General features: G+C 41.6%; 11 protein-coding genes. 5 read left to right on the top strand and 6 right to left on the bottom strand.

Annotation, left to right across the window (positions count from 1 at the left end; all coding sequences use genetic code 11):
* The first annotated feature begins 2 nt into the window (after positions 1–2).
* The 5 genes from AAW12_RS13460 to AAW12_RS13440 all read left to right on the top strand — a co-directional run bounded on the left by AAW12_RS13460 (position 3) and on the right by AAW12_RS13440 (position 7,280).
* Positions 3–1,655 (top strand): SusD/RagB family nutrient-binding outer membrane lipoprotein, encoded by a 1,653-nt coding sequence (locus tag AAW12_RS13460; RefSeq protein ID WP_046674156.1) that lies wholly within the window; start codon positions 3–5, stop codon positions 1,653–1,655.
* 65 nt (positions 1,656–1,720) lie between these two features.
* On the top strand, positions 1,721–2,914 hold the full coding sequence (locus AAW12_RS13455; protein ID WP_046674155.1) for a purple acid phosphatase family protein: 1,194 nt from the start codon (positions 1,721–1,723) through the stop codon (positions 2,912–2,914).
* A 159-nt stretch (positions 2,915–3,073) separates the two neighbouring features.
* Positions 3,074–3,922 carry a glycerophosphodiester phosphodiesterase family protein gene (locus tag AAW12_RS25505; RefSeq protein WP_084823169.1) on the top strand — a complete coding sequence of 283 codons (849 nt, stop codon included), beginning with the start codon at positions 3,074–3,076 and terminating at the stop codon, positions 3,920–3,922.
* A 92-nt stretch (positions 3,923–4,014) separates the two neighbouring features.
* On the top strand, positions 4,015–4,509 hold the full coding sequence (locus AAW12_RS13445; RefSeq protein WP_156167643.1) for a hypothetical protein: 495 nt from the start codon (positions 4,015–4,017) through the stop codon (positions 4,507–4,509).
* A 407-nt stretch (positions 4,510–4,916) separates the two neighbouring features.
* Positions 4,917–7,280, top strand: a complete 2,364-nt coding sequence (locus AAW12_RS13440; protein ID WP_084823168.1) for a glycoside hydrolase family 3 N-terminal domain-containing protein — start codon at positions 4,917–4,919, stop codon at positions 7,278–7,280.
* 56 nt (positions 7,281–7,336) lie between these two features.
* On the opposite strand, the gene AAW12_RS13435 is transcribed toward AAW12_RS13440, so the two are convergent.
* The 6 genes from AAW12_RS13435 to AAW12_RS13410 form a co-directional block, all read right to left on the bottom strand.
* On the bottom strand, positions 7,337–8,374 hold the full coding sequence (locus AAW12_RS13435; protein WP_053003674.1) for a sialidase family protein: 1,038 nt from the start codon (positions 8,372–8,374) through the stop codon (positions 7,337–7,339).
* Between the two features lie 160 nt (positions 8,375–8,534).
* Positions 8,535–9,971, bottom strand: a complete 1,437-nt coding sequence (locus tag AAW12_RS13430; protein WP_046674153.1) for an alpha-L-fucosidase — start codon at positions 9,969–9,971, stop codon at positions 8,535–8,537.
* Between the two features lie 74 nt (positions 9,972–10,045).
* Positions 10,046–11,638, bottom strand: a complete 1,593-nt coding sequence (locus AAW12_RS13425) for a SusD/RagB family nutrient-binding outer membrane lipoprotein (protein ID WP_046674152.1) — start codon at positions 11,636–11,638, stop codon at positions 10,046–10,048.
* A gap of 4 nt (positions 11,639–11,642) precedes the next feature.
* The gene (locus AAW12_RS13420; protein WP_046674151.1) at positions 11,643–14,963 is read right to left on the bottom strand and encodes a SusC/RagA family TonB-linked outer membrane protein; all 3,321 of its coding nucleotides are present in this window, start codon (positions 14,961–14,963) and stop codon (positions 11,643–11,645) included.
* A 23-nt stretch (positions 14,964–14,986) separates the two neighbouring features.
* A complete protein-coding gene (locus AAW12_RS13415; RefSeq protein WP_046674150.1) occupies positions 14,987–16,150 on the bottom strand; it encodes an ROK family protein in 1,164 nt (387 codons plus the stop codon).
* A gap of 487 nt (positions 16,151–16,637) precedes the next feature.
* Complete coding sequence (locus tag AAW12_RS13410; protein WP_156167642.1) at positions 16,638–18,218, bottom strand: SusD/RagB family nutrient-binding outer membrane lipoprotein; 1,581 nt, start codon at positions 18,216–18,218, stop codon at positions 16,638–16,640.
* Between the last annotated feature and the right edge of the window lie 4 nt (positions 18,219–18,222).

Genomic DNA, 18,222 nt, shown 5'->3' with positions numbered 1-18,222 from the left:
AAATGAAAAATCAGTTGAAGAGATTCACCATGGCTGTAGTAGGTCTTGGTATAGTATGGAATATTTCAGCTTGTAAAGATCTGACTGAACTTAATATCAATCCAAACGGTGTAAGTGAGGAAGATGCCAATCCCAATCTGTTGTTACCGACAATATTGACAGGAGCAGCAAAAAAATACAATGAGTTGAGTTTCTCAGATCTTGGCGGAGTCATGCAGCACACGCAGTTTGATGCTTGGTTCAATTCACATAATGATTACGAGTGGACTGGAGGAATTTTGAGCTGGGAAGCTTATTATGGCTTTTTACGTGACAATGAACTTATGCGTAAACGCGCGGAGAAATTGGGGCTAGATTTCCATAAAGGAGTTTCGCTGGTGATGCGCGCTTACTTATTTGGTTTGGTGACCGATCTCTGGGGGGACGCACCTTATACCGATGCCTTAAAAGCGGAACTGGGAGATGCTGTATATAATTTTCCGAAATACGATAGCCAGGAAATAATCTATAAGGGAATTATCGACGAGTTGAAACAAGCGAACGACCTTCTATCCCGTCCCGATGGTTCCTATGAGGTACTGGCTAATGCGGATGTTTACTTTGGCGGAAAAGCTTCAAAATGGCGCCGTTTTGCCAATTCGTTGGCCTTACGGTATTATATGCGAATTTCAGCAAAGTCTGCGGACTTTGCCAAACAGGGGATTGAAAGTATTGTTGCCAACCCCGATAAATTTCCACTTATTACAAGTGCAAACGATGATGTGTTGATGGATTTTGTTGGTAATAATGCAAATGACTCCTGGCCGTCAAATACCGCTTATGATGCCAGTGGAAGTAATTTTAGACGCATGAAAATGTGTGCAACATTAGTTGAACGGCTGCAAGAACTGGGCGACCCTCGTCTAGCGGTTTGGGCGAAAAAGATAGAGATCCCTATTGAAATCCGTAATACTGAACCTGCAGGTACAGATAAGATCGTCAATGGTGTCCGGATTGTATCACCGGATGTTGTCAAAGGTATTCCGGTGGATACCGATAAGGAGTATGTTGGACTGCCGCCAAGTGTTTCTAAAAATCCTTCAGCCTACAATCTCAACCCAACACCAGGGCAGACCTCAATCAACCCGCATGTTTCTTACCTGAATGATAGCTATCGTTCGGCGAAGGGAAGTTTATTAAAAGCACGATTGCTTTCTGCTGCCGAAGTTAATTTTATTTTAGCTGAAGCGGCTTGGAAAGGATGGGGGATGCCTGAGTCAGCGAAGACCTATTATGAGCGTGCTATACAGGAGTCGCTGGCAAGCTGGGGAAAGGCGGCAGACTATTCCAATTATATCCGTCAGAAAGGTGTGACGTTTGAAAATACCCAAGTGCAGATTATCGAACAAAAATGGATCGCCAGTTGGACAACTGCCGCACAGTCCTGGTTTGATTACCGTCGCACAGGGTACCCCGCTTTAAAGGCCGGCCCCGCAGCCATTCGAACACAGCTTCCTGTTCGCGTACCTTATATGCAAACCGAAATGAGTGTGAATCAGAAAAATGCTGAAGAGGCCTTGAAACGTATTGAAAAGACCGCTTATTCACAAGCGGATAATGAAAATAGTGCTTGGTCAAAACCTTGGTTATTGCAAGGGACAAACAAGCCCTGGTAATTCGTAATCATCAATTAAAAGTTATTAAACATAACAATCAAATCGATTCATAAAACAATATCACCATGAAAATCAAACATATTCTTCTAGCTGTAGTACTATGCTGCACTTTATTGGAAGGGAAAAGCCAGACGGATAATAACGCCAAACAACCTGATCGGATTACGTTGACCTGGTCCGATAATCCCAGCAATACACAGTCTGTTTCTTGGCGGATCAATGCGGATAGGACTAAAATCATTGGTCAGATTACCGAAGAACAGAGCAATCCGGAACTTGAGAAAAATGCAACTACAATAAATGGAACAGCGCTATCTCTCGAGCGAGGACAGCAAGAGGATGCTTATGGACAGGTAACCTTCCGTGACCTGAAACCCGGTACAGTTTATGCCTATCGCGTTGGAGATGGCAGCAATTGGAGTGCCTGGAACCAATTCAGAACTGCGGAGCGTTCAGGCGCGTTTTCATTTATCTATTTGGGCGATGCGCAGAACGACCTACGTTCACGTTGGGCACGTGCCATTCGTCGTGCTTTCCAGCAGGAAGCAAATGCTCGTTTTATTGTTCACGCGGGCGATCTGATCAATCGTTCAAATGCGGATGAGGAATGGGCAGAATGGCATGAGGCCGCAGGATTTATTCATCAGATGATCCCTGCTGTTCCAACACCCGGGAATCACGAGTACCGTCGCGATTCGTTGGGGAAACTTGTCTTGGATCCGCATTGGAAAGTACAATTCAACTTGCCGAAGAATGGACCTGAGGGAATGCAGGATGCTGTTTATTACCTCGATTATCAGGACCTTCGTATGATCTCTCTAAATTCGCAATTGATTATGCTGGATTCGACTGCAGCAGCAACGCAGGAAAAATGGCTTGAAAAAGTACTGGCATCGTCAACAAAAAAATGGAACATTGTTGTCATGCACCATCCCGTATACTCCACGGCAAAAAATCGTGACAATACCATCTTGAGAGAACGTTTCAAACCTATTTTCGAGAAATATGGTGTCGATTTGGTCCTTCAGGGGCACGATCATACCTATGCTCGTGGCGGGCTGGGTAAAAAGCGACCTGTCTATCTCCTGTCTGTAGCGGGGCCTAAGATGTATGAATCAGATTCTGAGCGCTGGATGGAAGTTGCAACCTCACAGACGCAATTGTATCAGGTGATCAAACTGACCGCTGATAAACTGTATTTTTCAAGCTACAAGTTGAATGGGCAGTTGTTTGATTCATTCGAGTTGTCGAAAAAGTAGAACGACATAGACGGAAGGTGATCCATTCAAACCGGATTACTTTCCGTCAATATAGGTGCAGGATTCAATCCATGACGCGATTAAGATGTAACTGCAGCGAGATCGCCGGTTTCTAACGCATAACAAAAAGAGGTTGCTTAAAATAATAGCTATACAGCAATGAAAAATATTATATTTTCTACTATCTTGTTGAGTATGATAGTAAGTTCTACAAGCCATTTATATGCTCAGTCGAAAGATTTAATAACCAAGTTAGATCAACAGAGTTTACACATAGCTGCCCACCGGGGAGCTCATCTGGAGCAACCGGAAAACTCGATTGCCGCTATCGAAGAGGCTATTCGGCAGGGGGCTTCCGTGGTAGAGGTGGATGTAAGGGCAACCAAAGATGGTGTGCTTGTGCTGATGCACGATAAAACAGTCAATCGCACGACAACCGGGCAAGGAGAGCTTGCCAAACAGACCTATGCCGAGCTTCAACAGCTCCACTTACGCAAAAAGGCAAATGGTGAAGCCTCGGATCATGTTATACCAACCCTATCGGAAGCTTTGCGCGTTGCAAAGGGAAAAATTATTGTTGACCTCGATTTTAAAGAAGATCGCAAAGAGTTTATTAAGAAAACCTATGAACTTGTTGAACAGGAGGGAATGGAAGACCAAGTGCTGTTTTTTCTTTACGATTACAAAGACATGCCCAAGATTTACAAATTCAATCCAACGATAACACTTTTTCCGAGGGCACGTAGTATGAAGGATCTTGAGGCCATACTAAAGATGAAATTAACCTCAATTGTCCATCTTGATGAATCATTTACTGATACCGAAAAACTTAATGCATTGCGCAAACAGGGTATTTATTTTTGGATGAATAGTTTGGGGGAATATGACGACAAAGCAGAACAGGAAGGAAAGGAAGCTTATCGATCTTTTTTGGAGAAATATCCTTTTGTACGTCTTATTCAAACAGATCATCCGAACTTGTGGCGCGAAGTGCTTTCCGGCTCTTAGTCTATTTTTATCTGTTTAGTTAATAATAATTAATTTATTGTAGCGATATTGGTAGGATGATCGTCATACAGCTATAACTAATGGAAACCGCAATGAATAAATTATTTACGGGAAGTTTTGCTATCCTCTTTTTACTGACGAGCTGCAGTAAGGAAAATGAAGTGACTGTACCTATGGATGTTCAAAAACAGCTGGAAAGTTTTGAATGGAGCCCTATCGTGTCTGTGAAAGGTACGACAAATGAGCAGCATAAGTATAAACTGAAAGATTGTGAAAAGGATAATGTGTATACGTTCACATTTGCTGAATCAGCGAATAAGTTCACTGTCAATCGTGGTAAGGAACTATGTGGGGATGATAAGCTAACATTTGAAAGTTTGATTTTTGCTGAACAACAGCATCGCGCTTTTATCTATGATAAAGAGAAGAAAAGTATCAAGTTTGCCGACAGTAGCCCTTACCAAAGTTATGAGGTACAGATTGATGCTGATCAGCTCATATTGATTTCGCGCAATGATAATCCGCTAGCATACGCAGCTCCAATTGAATACTATTTTCAAGGTAAGCGGGTGGCTGCAAAAAAATAAGTAGTATATTTCCTTTAATACTCAAAAGAAAGACGGCTTGCCGTCTTTCTTTTTTTAGTTATATATGGATAAAATCCCATTCTACTGATTGGATCAATTTTCCTTGCTCCCTGATGTCATGCCGATCTCGCAATGTGCTAGAGCGAACCTTGTGTTTTTTGCAATTTGTTTTCCTTCAGTTGAGTAGTTAATCTAAATCAGACCGTTGATCTTACTGTTTTACGTACATGTAATTTAAACCGATGCTGCGAAATATAGATGGTTAAAAGAATTAGGAATCAAAATTTAACTTGATTATTTAGGCTAAATCGTTAATTTAGTGCTTTGGAAACCGGTTGCATAGGTGCAGTGAAGTAATAATACCGTGTCCAATTAATGATTAAAACTAGATAAATAATAATCTACTTATGAAAGTCCGTATATTACTGATGGCGGCAATGACGACATTGCTCTGCCCACAACTTCAAGCCCAGCAATTGCCCTATAAGAATAGTGCCTTACCTATTGAAAAAAGGGTAAGTGATCTATTGGGAAGAATGACTGTGGAAGAGAAAGTCGGGCAATTGAGCAAATTGCTGGGCTGGGAAATGTATAGCAAAAACGGAAAGCAGGTTACAATCAGCAATAAATTGCGAAAGGCGGTAAAAGAACAGCATATCGGATTATTATGGGCTACCTTACGTGCCGATCCCTGGACACAAAAAACCTTGCTGAATGGTTTGAGCCCTGTAGAAGCTGCGCGCGCTACCAATGCGATCCAACGTTATATGGTGGATAGCACGCGCCTTGGAATTCCATTGTTATTGTCTGAGGAGGCGCCACATGGACATATGGCTATTGGTGCAACGGTGTTCCCTACCGCGATCGGACAGGCGAGTACATGGAACCCACAGTTAATCCAGGCTATGGCTTCAACAATCGCCATGGAGACTTATGCCGTGGGTGGTAAAAACGGTTACGGTCCTGTATTAGATTTAGCACGAGATCCACGATGGTCGCGTACTGAAGAGACCTATGGGGAGGATCCCTATCTTATTGGACAAATGGGAAGTGCAATGATCCGTGGTTTTCAAGGGGAAAAGCTAGGTGAGCGGCATAAAATAATAGGTACTCTAAAGCATTTTGTTGCCTATGCGGCTCCGGATGGCGGTCACAACGGTGAGTCCGTGTCGTTTGGCGAGCGAAGCCTGCAACAGTATTTTCTGCCGCCTTTTGAGCGTGCTGTAAAATCTGGAGCTGGTTCAGTGATGACCGCTTATAATAGTATTGATGGTATTCCTTGTTCTGCCAATTCCTGGCTGTTGAATGACATCCTACGGAAAGACTGGGGATTTAAGGGATTTGTCGTATCGGATCTATTGAGTATATCGGGGCTCAATGGCGGACATGCAACAGCAGCGACTGCAGAAGAAGCGGCTTCACAAAGTATACATGCTGGATTGGATGTTGATTTAAGCGGTACGGGGTATGGTTCAAATCTGCTTAGGGCTGTTCAAGAGGGGCTGGTTGAACCTGCTGTTCTTGATACCGCAGTGGCCCGTGTGCTTCGTATGAAATTCAATCTTGCCCTTTTTGATCATCCTTACGTGGATGAAAAATTGGTAGCGCAAAAAGTCGCTACGGCACAAAATAAAGCCGTGGCAAGACAGGTGGCACGCGAGTCAATTGTTTTGCTTAAAAACGATCAGCACATTTTACCCTTAAGTAAATCGTTGAAACGAATAGCCGTTATTGGCCCCAATGCCGATAATGCTTATAATCAGCTTGGCGATTACACTGCTCCACAGGCCGACGGTAAAGTGCAGACCCTGCTGACCGGGATCCGAGCGGCAGTTGGTAACAGTACCAAGGTCGATTATGTGAAAGGTTGTGCGATCCGTGATACCAGCAATTCAGATATTGCTGCTGCTGTTGCAGCGGCAAAGCAGGCCGATGCAGTGGTTTTAGTACTCGGAGGTTCGAGTGCACGTGATTTTAAAACGTCGTATCAAGCAACAGGGGCGGCCAATGTTGATCCCAATACGGTAAGTGATATGGAGAGTGGAGAAGGATTTGACCGCGTTTCCCTGGATATGATGGGCGATCAGATCAAGTTGCTGAAAGCGATACAGGCTACCGGAAAACCCCTTGTACTTGTTACGATTATGGGAAGACCATTGAACTTAAATTGGGCTGCTGACAATGTACCAGCAATTGTGAATGCATGGTACCCTGGACAGGAGGGAGGCTTGGCTATTGCTGATGTATTGTTCGGTGACTACAATCCGGCGGGAAGATTACCGATTTCGGTACCTCGTTCGGTCGGCCAGCTTCCGGTACATTACAACCATACAAAACCCAAACATCACGACTACGTGGAAATGTCGGCTAAGCCATTGTATGCTTTTGGCTATGGGTTGAGTTATAGTAGCTTCGATTACTCCAATTTACAAATCTCTTTGAAGGAGGCCGAACATGATTTCGCTTGTACAGTGTCATTCGATATCGCCAATAACGGTAAATTGGCTGGCGATGAAGTCGCACAGCTGTATGTTGTGGATGAAGTAAGTTCGGTCGTGACACCGGTCATGCAATTGAAGCGATTTGAACGCAAAAAGATTGCAGCTGGAAAGACGGAACGCTATTCTTTTCAATTGACCAAAGAGGACCTCAAATTATGGAGTGCAAGCAAGGCATGGAAGACAGAAAAAGGAAAGTTTAAATTCTTGGTTGGAGCATCTTCGGATGACATCCGACTGAAGGGCGAAATGGAATTAACAAGAGATTATTAATCCTAAACCACAAACAATACTATAGGGCTGTCCAATTTTGGACAGCCCTATTTTTTTTATTTGAGCACAATATGTTTGATACTTTTCCTATTCCAGGTATAGGTGATATGGATGAGGCCCTTTGAATCCTGAATGATTGTCGGATAAGAATACTCATCGTTCTTTACGCCATCTTCCAGGGTTAGGATATCTTTCCAATGTAAGCCATCCTTTGATATGGCGACATGCAGTTTTGTACGTCCTTCCCACCAGTCGTTACCTGCTATGGCCGGATTGAAGACGATCATAAATAAACCATTTTTTAGGCGGATGGCATCGGTGGCTGAATTGGGATTGAGCAGGTTTGTCGCTTGCCAGGACCCCCAGGTAAGGCCTTGGTCTGTCGAAAAAGCGGCCATCACCTTATTTTCTTTACTTCGACAAAGCACCTGAATGCGTCCATCCGCGTGTTGAATCACACTTGGTTGAATGACCTGTATGCTGGTATCGGGACGTATTGCGCTGGTGGACCAGGTGCGACCATGATCGGGGCTAATTTCTAGGTGTGCTTTCCAGATTTCTGTTTTGGATTCCGTGCTGGAAGGGGAGAGCAGGAGTCCGTTTGTCAAGGTGAGCGGTTTATTCTTGATAGGTCCTAATATACCTTCAGGCAACTGCCGCGGTGCTGACCAGCTGGTTCCTTTATCAAGCGAATGTTTGACATAGCCCTTCCATTCTCTGGGGTTGGGTCCTATTTTATAATATAAAGATAGGGTGTCACTGTGCGGATACTGATAGAAGACAGGATTCCATGTTGGAAAACGGTTGTCACCAAGGATGCCATCTGCAATCTGTACGGGACGTTGCCACTGTCCATTACTATACAGTGAACTCCATATGACAACATCGGGGTTAGATTCATGTGTACCACCAAACCAGGCTACCAATAAACTGTCTTTTCCGACGACTTGAATCGTGGAGGCATGGCATTGCTGGAATGGAACTTGGCCTGTTTTAAAAATTTGCTCTGACACCAGGATCTTAGGTCGATACGTTGCACATGAGAAAGTTACAAAAAGAAGGATAAATAGTGGAAATAGGTTGATTTTTTTCATTGGGAATTAAGGTTCTAAAAACCCATAGTTTGTTGATGTCTTATTTTCTTATTCCCGAGCAGAAGCTTTGGGTATGTTGAAATGTTCGGGCGGTCATCGGGAAACAATGATCTTTTTAAATGATAAAATTCCGTTGGATTATATCCAACGGAATTTTATATTATTTGCTTTGCAATTGAATTGCAGTAGCATAGCTAAATCGTGTACTAGGACTTCTCAAGGTAATTTGGTTACCACGTTGAGACCAGTCCAATTTACCTTTATGACCTAGAATAGCAATCTTTTTTACGTTAAAATTGTCGGGTACTTGAAAGACGTATTCATTGGGCTGCCGGTAAGTATCACCTTCAGAAAGATGGAATACATTGACCACTTTACTGTCTTTGCTTCTGGTGTAGTAATAGTCACCTTGGTGATAAGGAGCGATGGTACGTGTTGCAAACACTGCAGTTTGATTGATTTTCATCCAGGCTGCCAGCTCGTTCAAGCGATCGTATGCAGCCTGATCGTAATCCCCTGTAGGGCCAGGGGCTATGTTCAATAAGTAGTTTCCGCCGCGAGAAATAATTTTCACCAATGTTTCTACGATTTTTTTGGTCGGCTTGTATTGATCGTTGGGCACATAACTGAATGAATTACCCATGGTGATGCAACTTTCCCATGGAATATCCAACGGATGTTCAGGAATCGCTTGTTCGGGAGTGACATAATTTTCCCAGTTTCCAGGTACCGTACGGTCAACGACGATAATACCCGGTTGATTTTTTCTTGCCATGCCACCGATGCGGTCCATGTCAATATTTTGATCCATTTTGATTGTCTGTTGCCAGTCGACAGATTTGTCAACCGTTTCTAAGGGGCGGACCTGGCCTCCATCCAACCAAAGGATATCAACCTTGCCGTATTCGGAAGTCAGCTCGTTGATCTGATTGTAGGTAAAGTCTTTAAATTTTTGCCAGCGGTCCGGATATTTTTTAGGGTCATAATTTACATTTCTGTCTTTTGGCGGAAAGTAGGACCACCAGTAGTAATCGGAGTGCCAGTCCGGTTTGGAGAAATAGGCGCCAATTTTGAAGCCATCATTGCGAAAAGTATTGAAGATTTCTTTGGTTACATTGGCCTTTGGATTTGTCGAAAATGGCGTTTTAGCAGAGGTGATTTTATAATCCGATTCTTTGGTATCGAACATGGCAAATCCATCGTGATGTTTGGTTGTAAAGACGACATATTTCATGCCGGCAGCTTTAGCGGCATCGGCCCATTTTTGAGGATTAAAATCTGTTGGATTAAAGGTTGTCTGTAGATTTTCGTAGTTCTTGAGGTATTCGAAATAGGTTTTACCATGTTCGGGTTTGCGTTGGGTCCAACCTTCATCTTCAGGACAGATACTCCAGCTTTCAACGATTCCCCATTGACTATAGGTACCCCAGTGCATGAAAAGGCCAAACTTCATATCTTGCCATTGTTCGAGATTTTCAATCACTAGAGGATCTGTCGGTTTTTGATAGCCATTAGATACGTTATGTGCTTGGCCAAACGCTAATGTTGCGCTTGAAGCAATCAGCGCGGTGGATATAATGGTTTTTAGTTTTTGCATGGATAAAGATAGTGAAAATGATAAAAAGAAGGCCACCTTAGGTGGCCTTCTTGTAGATAGATATAGCTTATGCGTTAATTTACGTCCCAGAAGAGTTTGGTGTCAAGCTTATCTTTGCTTTTTACAGCGTCATAATTTGCGCCATTTAAATTCACTTCTGTTGCGGGGATATTCCATCTCGCAGGGACAGTTTTTTGAATATCAGATACTTCTGTTCTAAAAGTAAATACAGGGTAATTTAATCTTCTTACTTCCGCCCAGGATTGTAAAGGTTGAATAACGTTGAAGTGTAGCCATTTCTGAGTGGCGATTAATTGAACGTTATTTGTTCCCCAACCAATATTTGAGATGTAGGTATTGATCTGATCTTCTGTTGGTTGTGCTGCGGCAGTAGTTGTGTTGTCTTTGCTTAACGCCCTGATTGCAGGAAATAGTGCAATGGATTGTTTTATGCCTTGTTCGAAAGCTGATTTTGCAGCAGCATTATTTCCGGTCCTGTTGTAATATTCTGCAAGTAAGTAATTGACTTCTGATGCCGTGATCAATAAGCCCGGGAAATATTCATTTCTCGAGTAAGTAGAACGATTATAGATGGCAATCTTACTTGGATTAGCTGGTGTTCCGGAAATCAAAGCAGTTTGTTCTGCACTCGTTAGAGACTGATCTAGCCCAATATAAGCTCCATTAGCACCTTGTCCAGGTTCAAAAATAAATGGTAATCTCGGGTCTGCCTTTGAAACCATGTTGTCAATCATTACTTTCCCGGCAATATTGGCGTTCCAACTTTCTAAACCATCTCTAAATCCTCTTGCATTGATATCTGATCCTGAATTGAAGACACTGATGTCGATATTATCTGCATTGGTGAGCGTTAATGGATAAGTTGATTGATTTCCAATAATGTCGGCCAGCTCTTGGTTTGCTCTTGCTGTAAAAGTAGAGGCAGCACTTACGCGAGTCAACATACGTAGGCGAAGGGAATTACAGTATTTTTTCCATAGTGTAATGTCACCTTTGTTTATTAAATCTTGCGTTTTAAAAGACGTGGAAACACCTGAAGTTAGTGCTGGTAGTGTATTAAGCTCGGTACTAATGGCTTTTAGGTCATCCAGCATCGTTTTATAAATATCTTCTGCAGTGTCATATTTAGCATACGAGCTCGGATAATTTCCACCATTGGTGCTCAACATGCCTGCTTGCGACCAAGGGATATCTCCATGTAAATCAACAACCTGTTGCGTTTGATCATAAAAGAAAATCTTTGCTGCAAGGTAAAATATGCGTAGCTGAGTTCGCTCTGCTTCTGGCAATGCTGTGTATACTTTTTCAAATTCTCTGTATTGTGCAAGACCTGCATAATAAGTATTCCACCGATCTTGGGTAGAAGCACCTCCCGGTATTAATTGATTATTCTCGTTTGCCCATCCCGTAGCCTGAACATAGCGATTAGCAGTCGATCGGAGGATAACAAAGTAATTCCAGTAACTTGGGACAACCAGTTCTCTGTAGGAATAGGTAATTCCTGCGAACTGTTTGTCGGCTGACACTTCACTTATTTTTCCTGGATCTCTATATAACTCATCAAAAGATGATTTACTACAAGAGGTTATTGCTGTAATACCCGCGGCACATAGACCAGCAAGTAAGATGTGTTTTTTGATTTTCATAATTTTAGAAACTTGCGCGTAACATTAAACCATAAGTTCTTGTTGCTGGACCTGAACCAGCATTGGTAATTTGTTGTGACCAGTGTGAACCACCTGTCATTTGTTCAGGATCGAGGTGTTTGGCGGTTCTGTAGATGAAGAACAAGTTTCTTCCAAAGGCCGATAAACTGATGTTTTTCGCTTTTAACTTGCGAGCGAAATCTTTCGGAAGTCTATAAGCGAGCGAAAGTTCACGCATCTTGATATAGTTGTTTTTCTCTACATAAAGTTCATAACGAGAGTTTCCGCCATATTGTGGGCCACCCCAGTTATAGGTTGAATTGAAGTAGGTCGCTTGGGAGATGATATTCGCGTTTTTAGTACCATCTAATAAAACCCCGTCCAATAACATACCATCATGATAAACCGTTTCTCCATTAGGTCCAGTGGAACCAGTAGTAGCAATTCCTTTTCCTCCAGACAAGTAGTAACTCAATCCACCATGTTCAGCGTCCATACCCTCTAAGGTTTCTTCTAGCAAGCCTCTACTTTTCATCCAGTTGATACCGGTAGGCATAATATGTCCTCCCCAGCGGAAGTCAATTAGAGCGTCCAAAGTGAAATTTTTGTAACTAAAGGAGTTGATGAACCCACCAATTGCTTTAGGCATGGCATTACCAACTTTTTTGTACGTTGTGTTATCCAATTGATATAAACCATTTGCGTCAACAATCATTCGTCCTTGATCATCTGTTTTTACCGGCCGAGCGTAGATATCACCCAATGGTTCTCCAACTCTCGAAATAATCTTAGCTGCATCACCATCAATAAATCGGTGCTCTAATTCGGTCGCACCGCCTGCTAATTGCTCGACCTTGTTTCTGTTGAACGCAAGGTTAACGGTTGTATTCCACTTGAAGTTTTCACTTTGAACTGGTGTACCGTTAACAACAAATTCCCATCCTTTGTTACGTAATGTACCTACGTTTGCAACAATGGAGCTAGCACCTGTCGTCATTGGTAAAGAGAAATCTAGGATCTGATCTTTGATCTGGCCATTGTAATAAGTAATGTCAAATCCTAATCGGCCTTTTAACAATCTAGTTTCTAAACCAAATTCGATCTCATGCTTGGTCTCAGGTTTAATGCGCTCATTTCCGAAGCCGGAGGTTGGAACCTGTGTATAAATCACAGATCCTGTTCCTTGATCGCCCAGTGTTTTTTGAGAGAAGCTCAAGGCGCTTTGGAAAATATTAGGATAATTTCCCACAATTCCCCATGAGCCTCTTAATTTCGCATAATCGAAGACTTCCGGAAGTTTAAACGCATCAGATAAGATTAAACTTGAGTTGACCGATGGATAATACAAAACATTGTTATCTGGGTGCATCTGTGAAATAAGCTCACGACGTAATGTCCCCTCTACATACCAATAGTCTTTAAAACTAAAATTTAAAGTTCCAAAAGTTGCATCTCTTAATGACCAAACCCTAGCTTGTGAGCTTCTGGAATCATTAACGGAGGCTGATAGATCATACCAATTGCGTTGAGATAATCCGCCGTTAGTCCAGCCACTAACCGAAAAGTCCTGATTTTTTGTCGCAGTATAGCCTACTGCAGCTCCTAACTTAATGTCCTTATTAATTTGTTTTTTATAGGAGGCAAGAAGGTCGGTGTAATAAATGTTTTGATTTTGATTCTTTGTCGTAAATCCTGACTCGGTGTCAAAACCGTAAAGTAATGGGAAGCGATTAGGGCTGCGGTCTTCAAATCGTGCTGATGTAACGTCAGCAGAGAATCTAGCGCGAACAGATAAATCGTCTGTGATTTGATAAGTATTCGTAAATGAACCAATTAAACGGTTTGAATATTCATCACTTGTTTTAGCTCGAGTATTCCAATAATAATCTAATACATCGACTTTATATCCGTTGTGTATTAGATTTTCACCCGGGGTAAGACTTTGATTCGTTCCAGTTACATATTTGTAACCTAGGCTTGTTTGATAGCGATCTGCATACCAGTCTGGGTTATCAAATGTGGAAATCATCCCCGTAAAATTGTTAATCAAACGATCCGTCATAAATGGCCTGTTATGCGTATGCTGATTGATATAATTAACGACAACATCGGTTGTCAGTTTATTCCACAATTTAAATGTTGAGTTAAAATTGACAATGTTCTTTTTGTTATACGAATCGAACGACGTCATCTGATTATCTTGACGCGTAAGGGAGAAACGAACATTTGACGTTTCTGTTGCGTGGCCTAGCGCGAGATTAAGGGATGTATTGTTGGGATTGTTGAAAAACTTTCCATAAGCATTCTGAGCTTCATAAGGCCGCACTTTACCGTCCCATGTTACCGTTGGTAGTCCATCAAATTTAGGCCCGAAGTTTACCGTTGCGGGTAAAACACCTCTTGTAACTCCATCAACAGCCCGATCAGCACCATAATAGAAAAATTTATCTTCTGCCTGTCCTCCATTTGCATAAGCTAAGCTATAGCCTGGCCCCCGTACATTTTGGAATTTGGGTAGGTATGCAATTTGATCATGCGTATAGTTTGCATTAAAATCAATTGAAAAGCCTGTACCCCCCTTATTTGATTTTGTTGTGATAAGGACAACACCATTCATTGCTTCAGATCCATATAATGCAGCAGCTGAAGCGCCTTTTAAAATGGATACTGTTTCGATATCCTCAGGGTTTAAATCCTCAAGGCCATTACCACGAGCACGTTGGTCGCCCCAATAATTGGAGTTATCAAATTTATTTTGGCGCATAGGTACCCCATCAATAATGACTAATGGTTGTGAACCTCCTGTGATAGAGTTAATACCACGAATATTGATATTTACGCCTGAGGTCGCTCCCCCTGGAGCAGTTGTGATGCGTACGCCCGGTGCTTTACCATATAATGCCCCCGCAAAGTTTGGTGAACCGGTTTTTGTTAGTTCTTTAGAATCAATCGTACTCATGGCATAACCAAGCTCTCTCGGGGCTTTTTTGATACCCATGGCAGTAACAACAACTTCTTCCAGGTTGGATTGATCGCTGGTTAAGCTTACGTTGATTGTTTTGTTGGAACCAACCACAACTTCTTGGGATTTGTAGCCCACCATGGAGATGCGCAAAGTTTCACCTGTTGAAGCTTGGATTGTGAAAGATCCATTGCCGCCAGTTTGGGTGCCCCTGCTGGTTCCTTTTACGGAGACAGTGGCGCCAGAAATTGGTCCATTAGCATCTGAAACTATTCCAGAAATGCTTTGCTGCGCGTAGAGCGATGTAGCACTGAAAAGTGTACATAGCGCCAATCCTGCAGTTTTTTTGTAAAATAGACTCATGTTTTAGGTGTTTGTGTAAAACGTTAGTTAATTATGTTAGTAATATATTTTTCGATGACTAAGGCAGTTGTCCCCTTTTGTTGTGCCCTTTTATGCAGTGTGGAAATTGCCAATGTTGTCTTCCTTGAAATCTTCGGAATGCTATATTCATTAATGGCCACTTGAATATGAGGCGCCAGAATATCCCCAATTTCTGCACCACGGCCACTGATGATTATTTTATCCGGATTGAGGATGTGTATTAACGTCGAAATTCCCTTGCCAAGTAAATAGCCAACTTTCCCAATGTTGTTGATTGCTACCTGATCTCCGATTTGGACGGCTTCAATTAATGCGTCGATTTTATTGATGTGTTCATGGGCCAGTTTATCATAAATGGAATATTCTCCATTCTTTATATCCCGCTCGGTATTTCGAATGGCGGCACTAATGGAAGCTTCGACTTCAAGACAGCCGCGTTTGCCACATGAGCATAAGGTTAATGTATCGGAAAGTGGAATATGGCTGAATTCGCCGGCATAACCTGATGTTCCCTTGAAGATATCATCATTGATGAGTATTCCTAAGCCTACACCCCAGTTTAGATTGATCACGAGCGAGTGGGATGAATCTTTTGCTTCACCAAATTTCCGTTCCGCGAGGGCGATACAACGTGAGTCATTGTCAATGATGGCCGGAACCTTAAATTTTTGCTCAAATAGTTTTCGAATGTTATATAAGGGCGAATCTTCATTGTACGATTCATTGAGACCTGTTTCCGAATCAACAAAACCAGGCATACTTATTCCAATACCGATTACTTGTGTAATGTTGATCTGGTTGGAAATGATGAAATTGTTCAATGCTTCCAGAATGGACTCCGTTGCCTTCTTATCTCTAAGGTCGATTGGAATATTATTTTGCGACGAAATTGTTTCAGCCTTGAGATTTGAGGAAGATATGGATGTATAGAATTGATCGATAGACACGCTAATAATACTTTGCTGTAAATTTTCATTAAGCATGTATTGTATAGCTTTTCTTCCACCTGTGGATGCTGCATAACCTTTTTCGACAACAACATTTCGTGTCAAAAGATCATTGATCTGTTTGGTGACAGAGGGGATGCTTTTCGATAAAGAGTTTGCAATATCTGCAATCGGTTGCATCGGCCTGTAATACAAAATTCTCAAAATTTCGCCGCCCATAATTTAGTTCAATTGTATTAGTATAACTATTGGTTTTCTCTAAGTTTCATAATGGCTGATAAAAATCATTTCATCGCGCCTTGGTTTTTCATAGTAACTTGCTTATAGATCATCAATATGTTTAGATTCTCATAAGCATTGTATGTTAAAGATAAACACACTTTGTGTTAAGTTCAAAATTCTTTTTAAAATTTTTAAAAAGAATTTGATGATAATGTGTTTTTGGTCAAAAGAAGGCTCTTTTTTTTATCTAATGAAGAAAGGTTGGGTGGGTATTGTAACGAAATTGCTATAATTTTAAGTGATATTTAAGCGAGAAGCCCTGACTATCATCTCCTAAAATGGGCGTTTTTTTTAGGGATTTAACGCTTATTGGTATCTGTATAGTTCGATATACTAGTAAAATAAAAGAGCCTGGGAATACCAGGCTCTTTCAAAGTCTCAGGACAATTGCTCGCGAGATTTTATTCGTTTAAATTGTGATCATCTATTTGACGTCCCAGAAGATTTTAGTTGTTCTTGTATCATTTGCTTTAACAGCATCGTAATTAGAACTATTATTTGAAATCTCTTGGGTAGGATATAATAAACGTTTAGGAGGATTTGCGTAATTAGCCAATCCAGCCACAGGATATGTCAATATTGGATATCCTGTACGTCTCAATTCAGCCCAAGCTTGTTGTGCCTGTAAAAAACCATAATGTAACCATTTTTGAGTCCATATTAATTCTAGGTTCTTTGCTTGAGTTGTTGAGAAGCTGATAGTCGATTTGTCTACAAAGTCATTGATGACGTCATCGGTAGGTTTTTTCTCTGTTTTCAGTCCTGAAGTATTTAAATTATTTAAATAATAATAGAAAGAAACGGATTGTTTAACAGCGACATCGTAAGCATCTTTGGCCGCATTACTTGCTCCCCATCTTAATAACGCTTCAGCTTTATTGAAATTGGTTTCAGAAGCGGTAATGACAATTCCGGGCAAAGCATTGTTGTCGAAGATAGTTGCCGAATCCAACACAGCGTAGTCTTGATAATTCTTCTCCATATCCGCTGAAGTAAAGGAAATTGGCATTGCTCTATACTCTTTGTTCTGAACAAACTTACCGTCTACTGTTTTTCCGAATTTATCATAAAGTACCGGAATACGTGGATCATTCGCTGGTAACATCACTTTGTTCAACATATGATCTGTTGCGAATTGGTTAGGACCTTCAATCAAAGCCTGTCTCAAAGTTCCCGTATAGTTTGTTAGCGGCTGCAATAAGATGTCTTCATTTCTAGGGTTATAGTTTGCCGTTGCGCCACCATCTGCCAATGGATATTGTGTTGGGTTATTCAGCATTTCAAGTACTTCAGTTCTTGCTTTTGCCTCATCAACAAAAGAAATACGCATCAATAGACGCAGGCGAAGTGAATTGGCATACTTACGCCATTTCGCAACATTACCGCTATTCAAGATGTCGTATTTTGAAAAATCGGGATTGGTCGTTGCTGTTGATAAATACGTGTTGATATTTTTCAATTCGCTGATGAACTGATTGTATAATTCTTTTTGCGCATCAAACTTTGGCTTAATAATCGTACTTGTTGTTGGTAGACTACCGGCTTCACTGAAAGGAATGTCACCAAAATTATCCACTAATTTAGACGCCTCGTCAAACAATACAATTTTGCCCGTTTGGATAAAGATCTCTTTACTTGCTTTCTCCGCTTCAGGAAGTTCAGCGTATGCTTTTTCCATGCTTCTTGTGATACCGAGTACACCAGGAGCATAAAAGTCCGTCCAATATGCATAAGAGTAGCTATCGTTCGGCTGATACATGGTATTTGACGGATAAAAAGACGCTGTCTGCGTATATACTGCCTGATTGGACAGAATAAATGTACGGTAGTGGTAATAAGCTGGTCTTACACGATCATTATTTAGCATTTCGGCAAAGAACGCCGGAATATTTGCTTTTGTCGATGCATCTGGGTTTTGAAACTTGTCGTCAAGTTGTGATTTACAGCCGACCATCGTCGATAGGGCCGAAACCAAAGTTAATATAGAAAGAAAAGTTTTTTTCATGATT

Origin of the sequence: Sphingobacterium sp. Ag1, from assembly GCF_000988325.1 — a bacterium.
Classification (GTDB): domain Bacteria; phylum Bacteroidota; class Bacteroidia; order Sphingobacteriales; family Sphingobacteriaceae; genus Sphingobacterium.
The sequence above is the reverse complement of the archived record's forward strand: the minus strand, read 5'-3'. Positions and strand labels throughout refer to the sequence as shown.

Excerpts from the sequence above, each read along its gene's own strand:
- AAW12_RS13440 (WP_084823168.1), top strand. The coding sequence starts at position 4,917 with ATGAAAGTCCGTATATTACTGATGGCGGCAATGACGACATTGCTCTGC.
- AAW12_RS13420 (WP_046674151.1), bottom strand. The coding sequence starts at position 14,963 with ATGAGTCTATTTTACAAAAAAACTGCAGGATTGGCGCTATGTACACTT.
- AAW12_RS13410 (WP_156167642.1), bottom strand. The coding sequence starts at position 18,218 with ATGAAAAAAACTTTTCTTTCTATATTAACTTTGGTTTCGGCCCTATCG.
- AAW12_RS25505 (WP_084823169.1), top strand. The coding sequence starts at position 3,074 with ATGAAAAATATTATATTTTCTACTATCTTGTTGAGTATGATAGTAAGT.
- AAW12_RS13415 (WP_046674150.1), bottom strand. The coding sequence starts at position 16,150 with ATGGGCGGCGAAATTTTGAGAATTTTGTATTACAGGCCGATGCAACCG.
- AAW12_RS13460 (WP_046674156.1), top strand. The coding sequence starts at position 3 with ATGAAAAATCAGTTGAAGAGATTCACCATGGCTGTAGTAGGTCTTGGT.
- AAW12_RS13455 (WP_046674155.1), top strand. The coding sequence starts at position 1,721 with ATGAAAATCAAACATATTCTTCTAGCTGTAGTACTATGCTGCACTTTA.
- AAW12_RS13430 (WP_046674153.1), bottom strand. The coding sequence starts at position 9,971 with ATGCAAAAACTAAAAACCATTATATCCACCGCGCTGATTGCTTCAAGC.
- AAW12_RS13425 (WP_046674152.1), bottom strand. The coding sequence starts at position 11,638 with ATGAAAATCAAAAAACACATCTTACTTGCTGGTCTATGTGCCGCGGGT.
- AAW12_RS13435 (WP_053003674.1), bottom strand. The coding sequence starts at position 8,374 with ATGAAAAAAATCAACCTATTTCCACTATTTATCCTTCTTTTTGTAACT.
- AAW12_RS13445 (WP_156167643.1), top strand. The coding sequence starts at position 4,015 with ATGAATAAATTATTTACGGGAAGTTTTGCTATCCTCTTTTTACTGACG.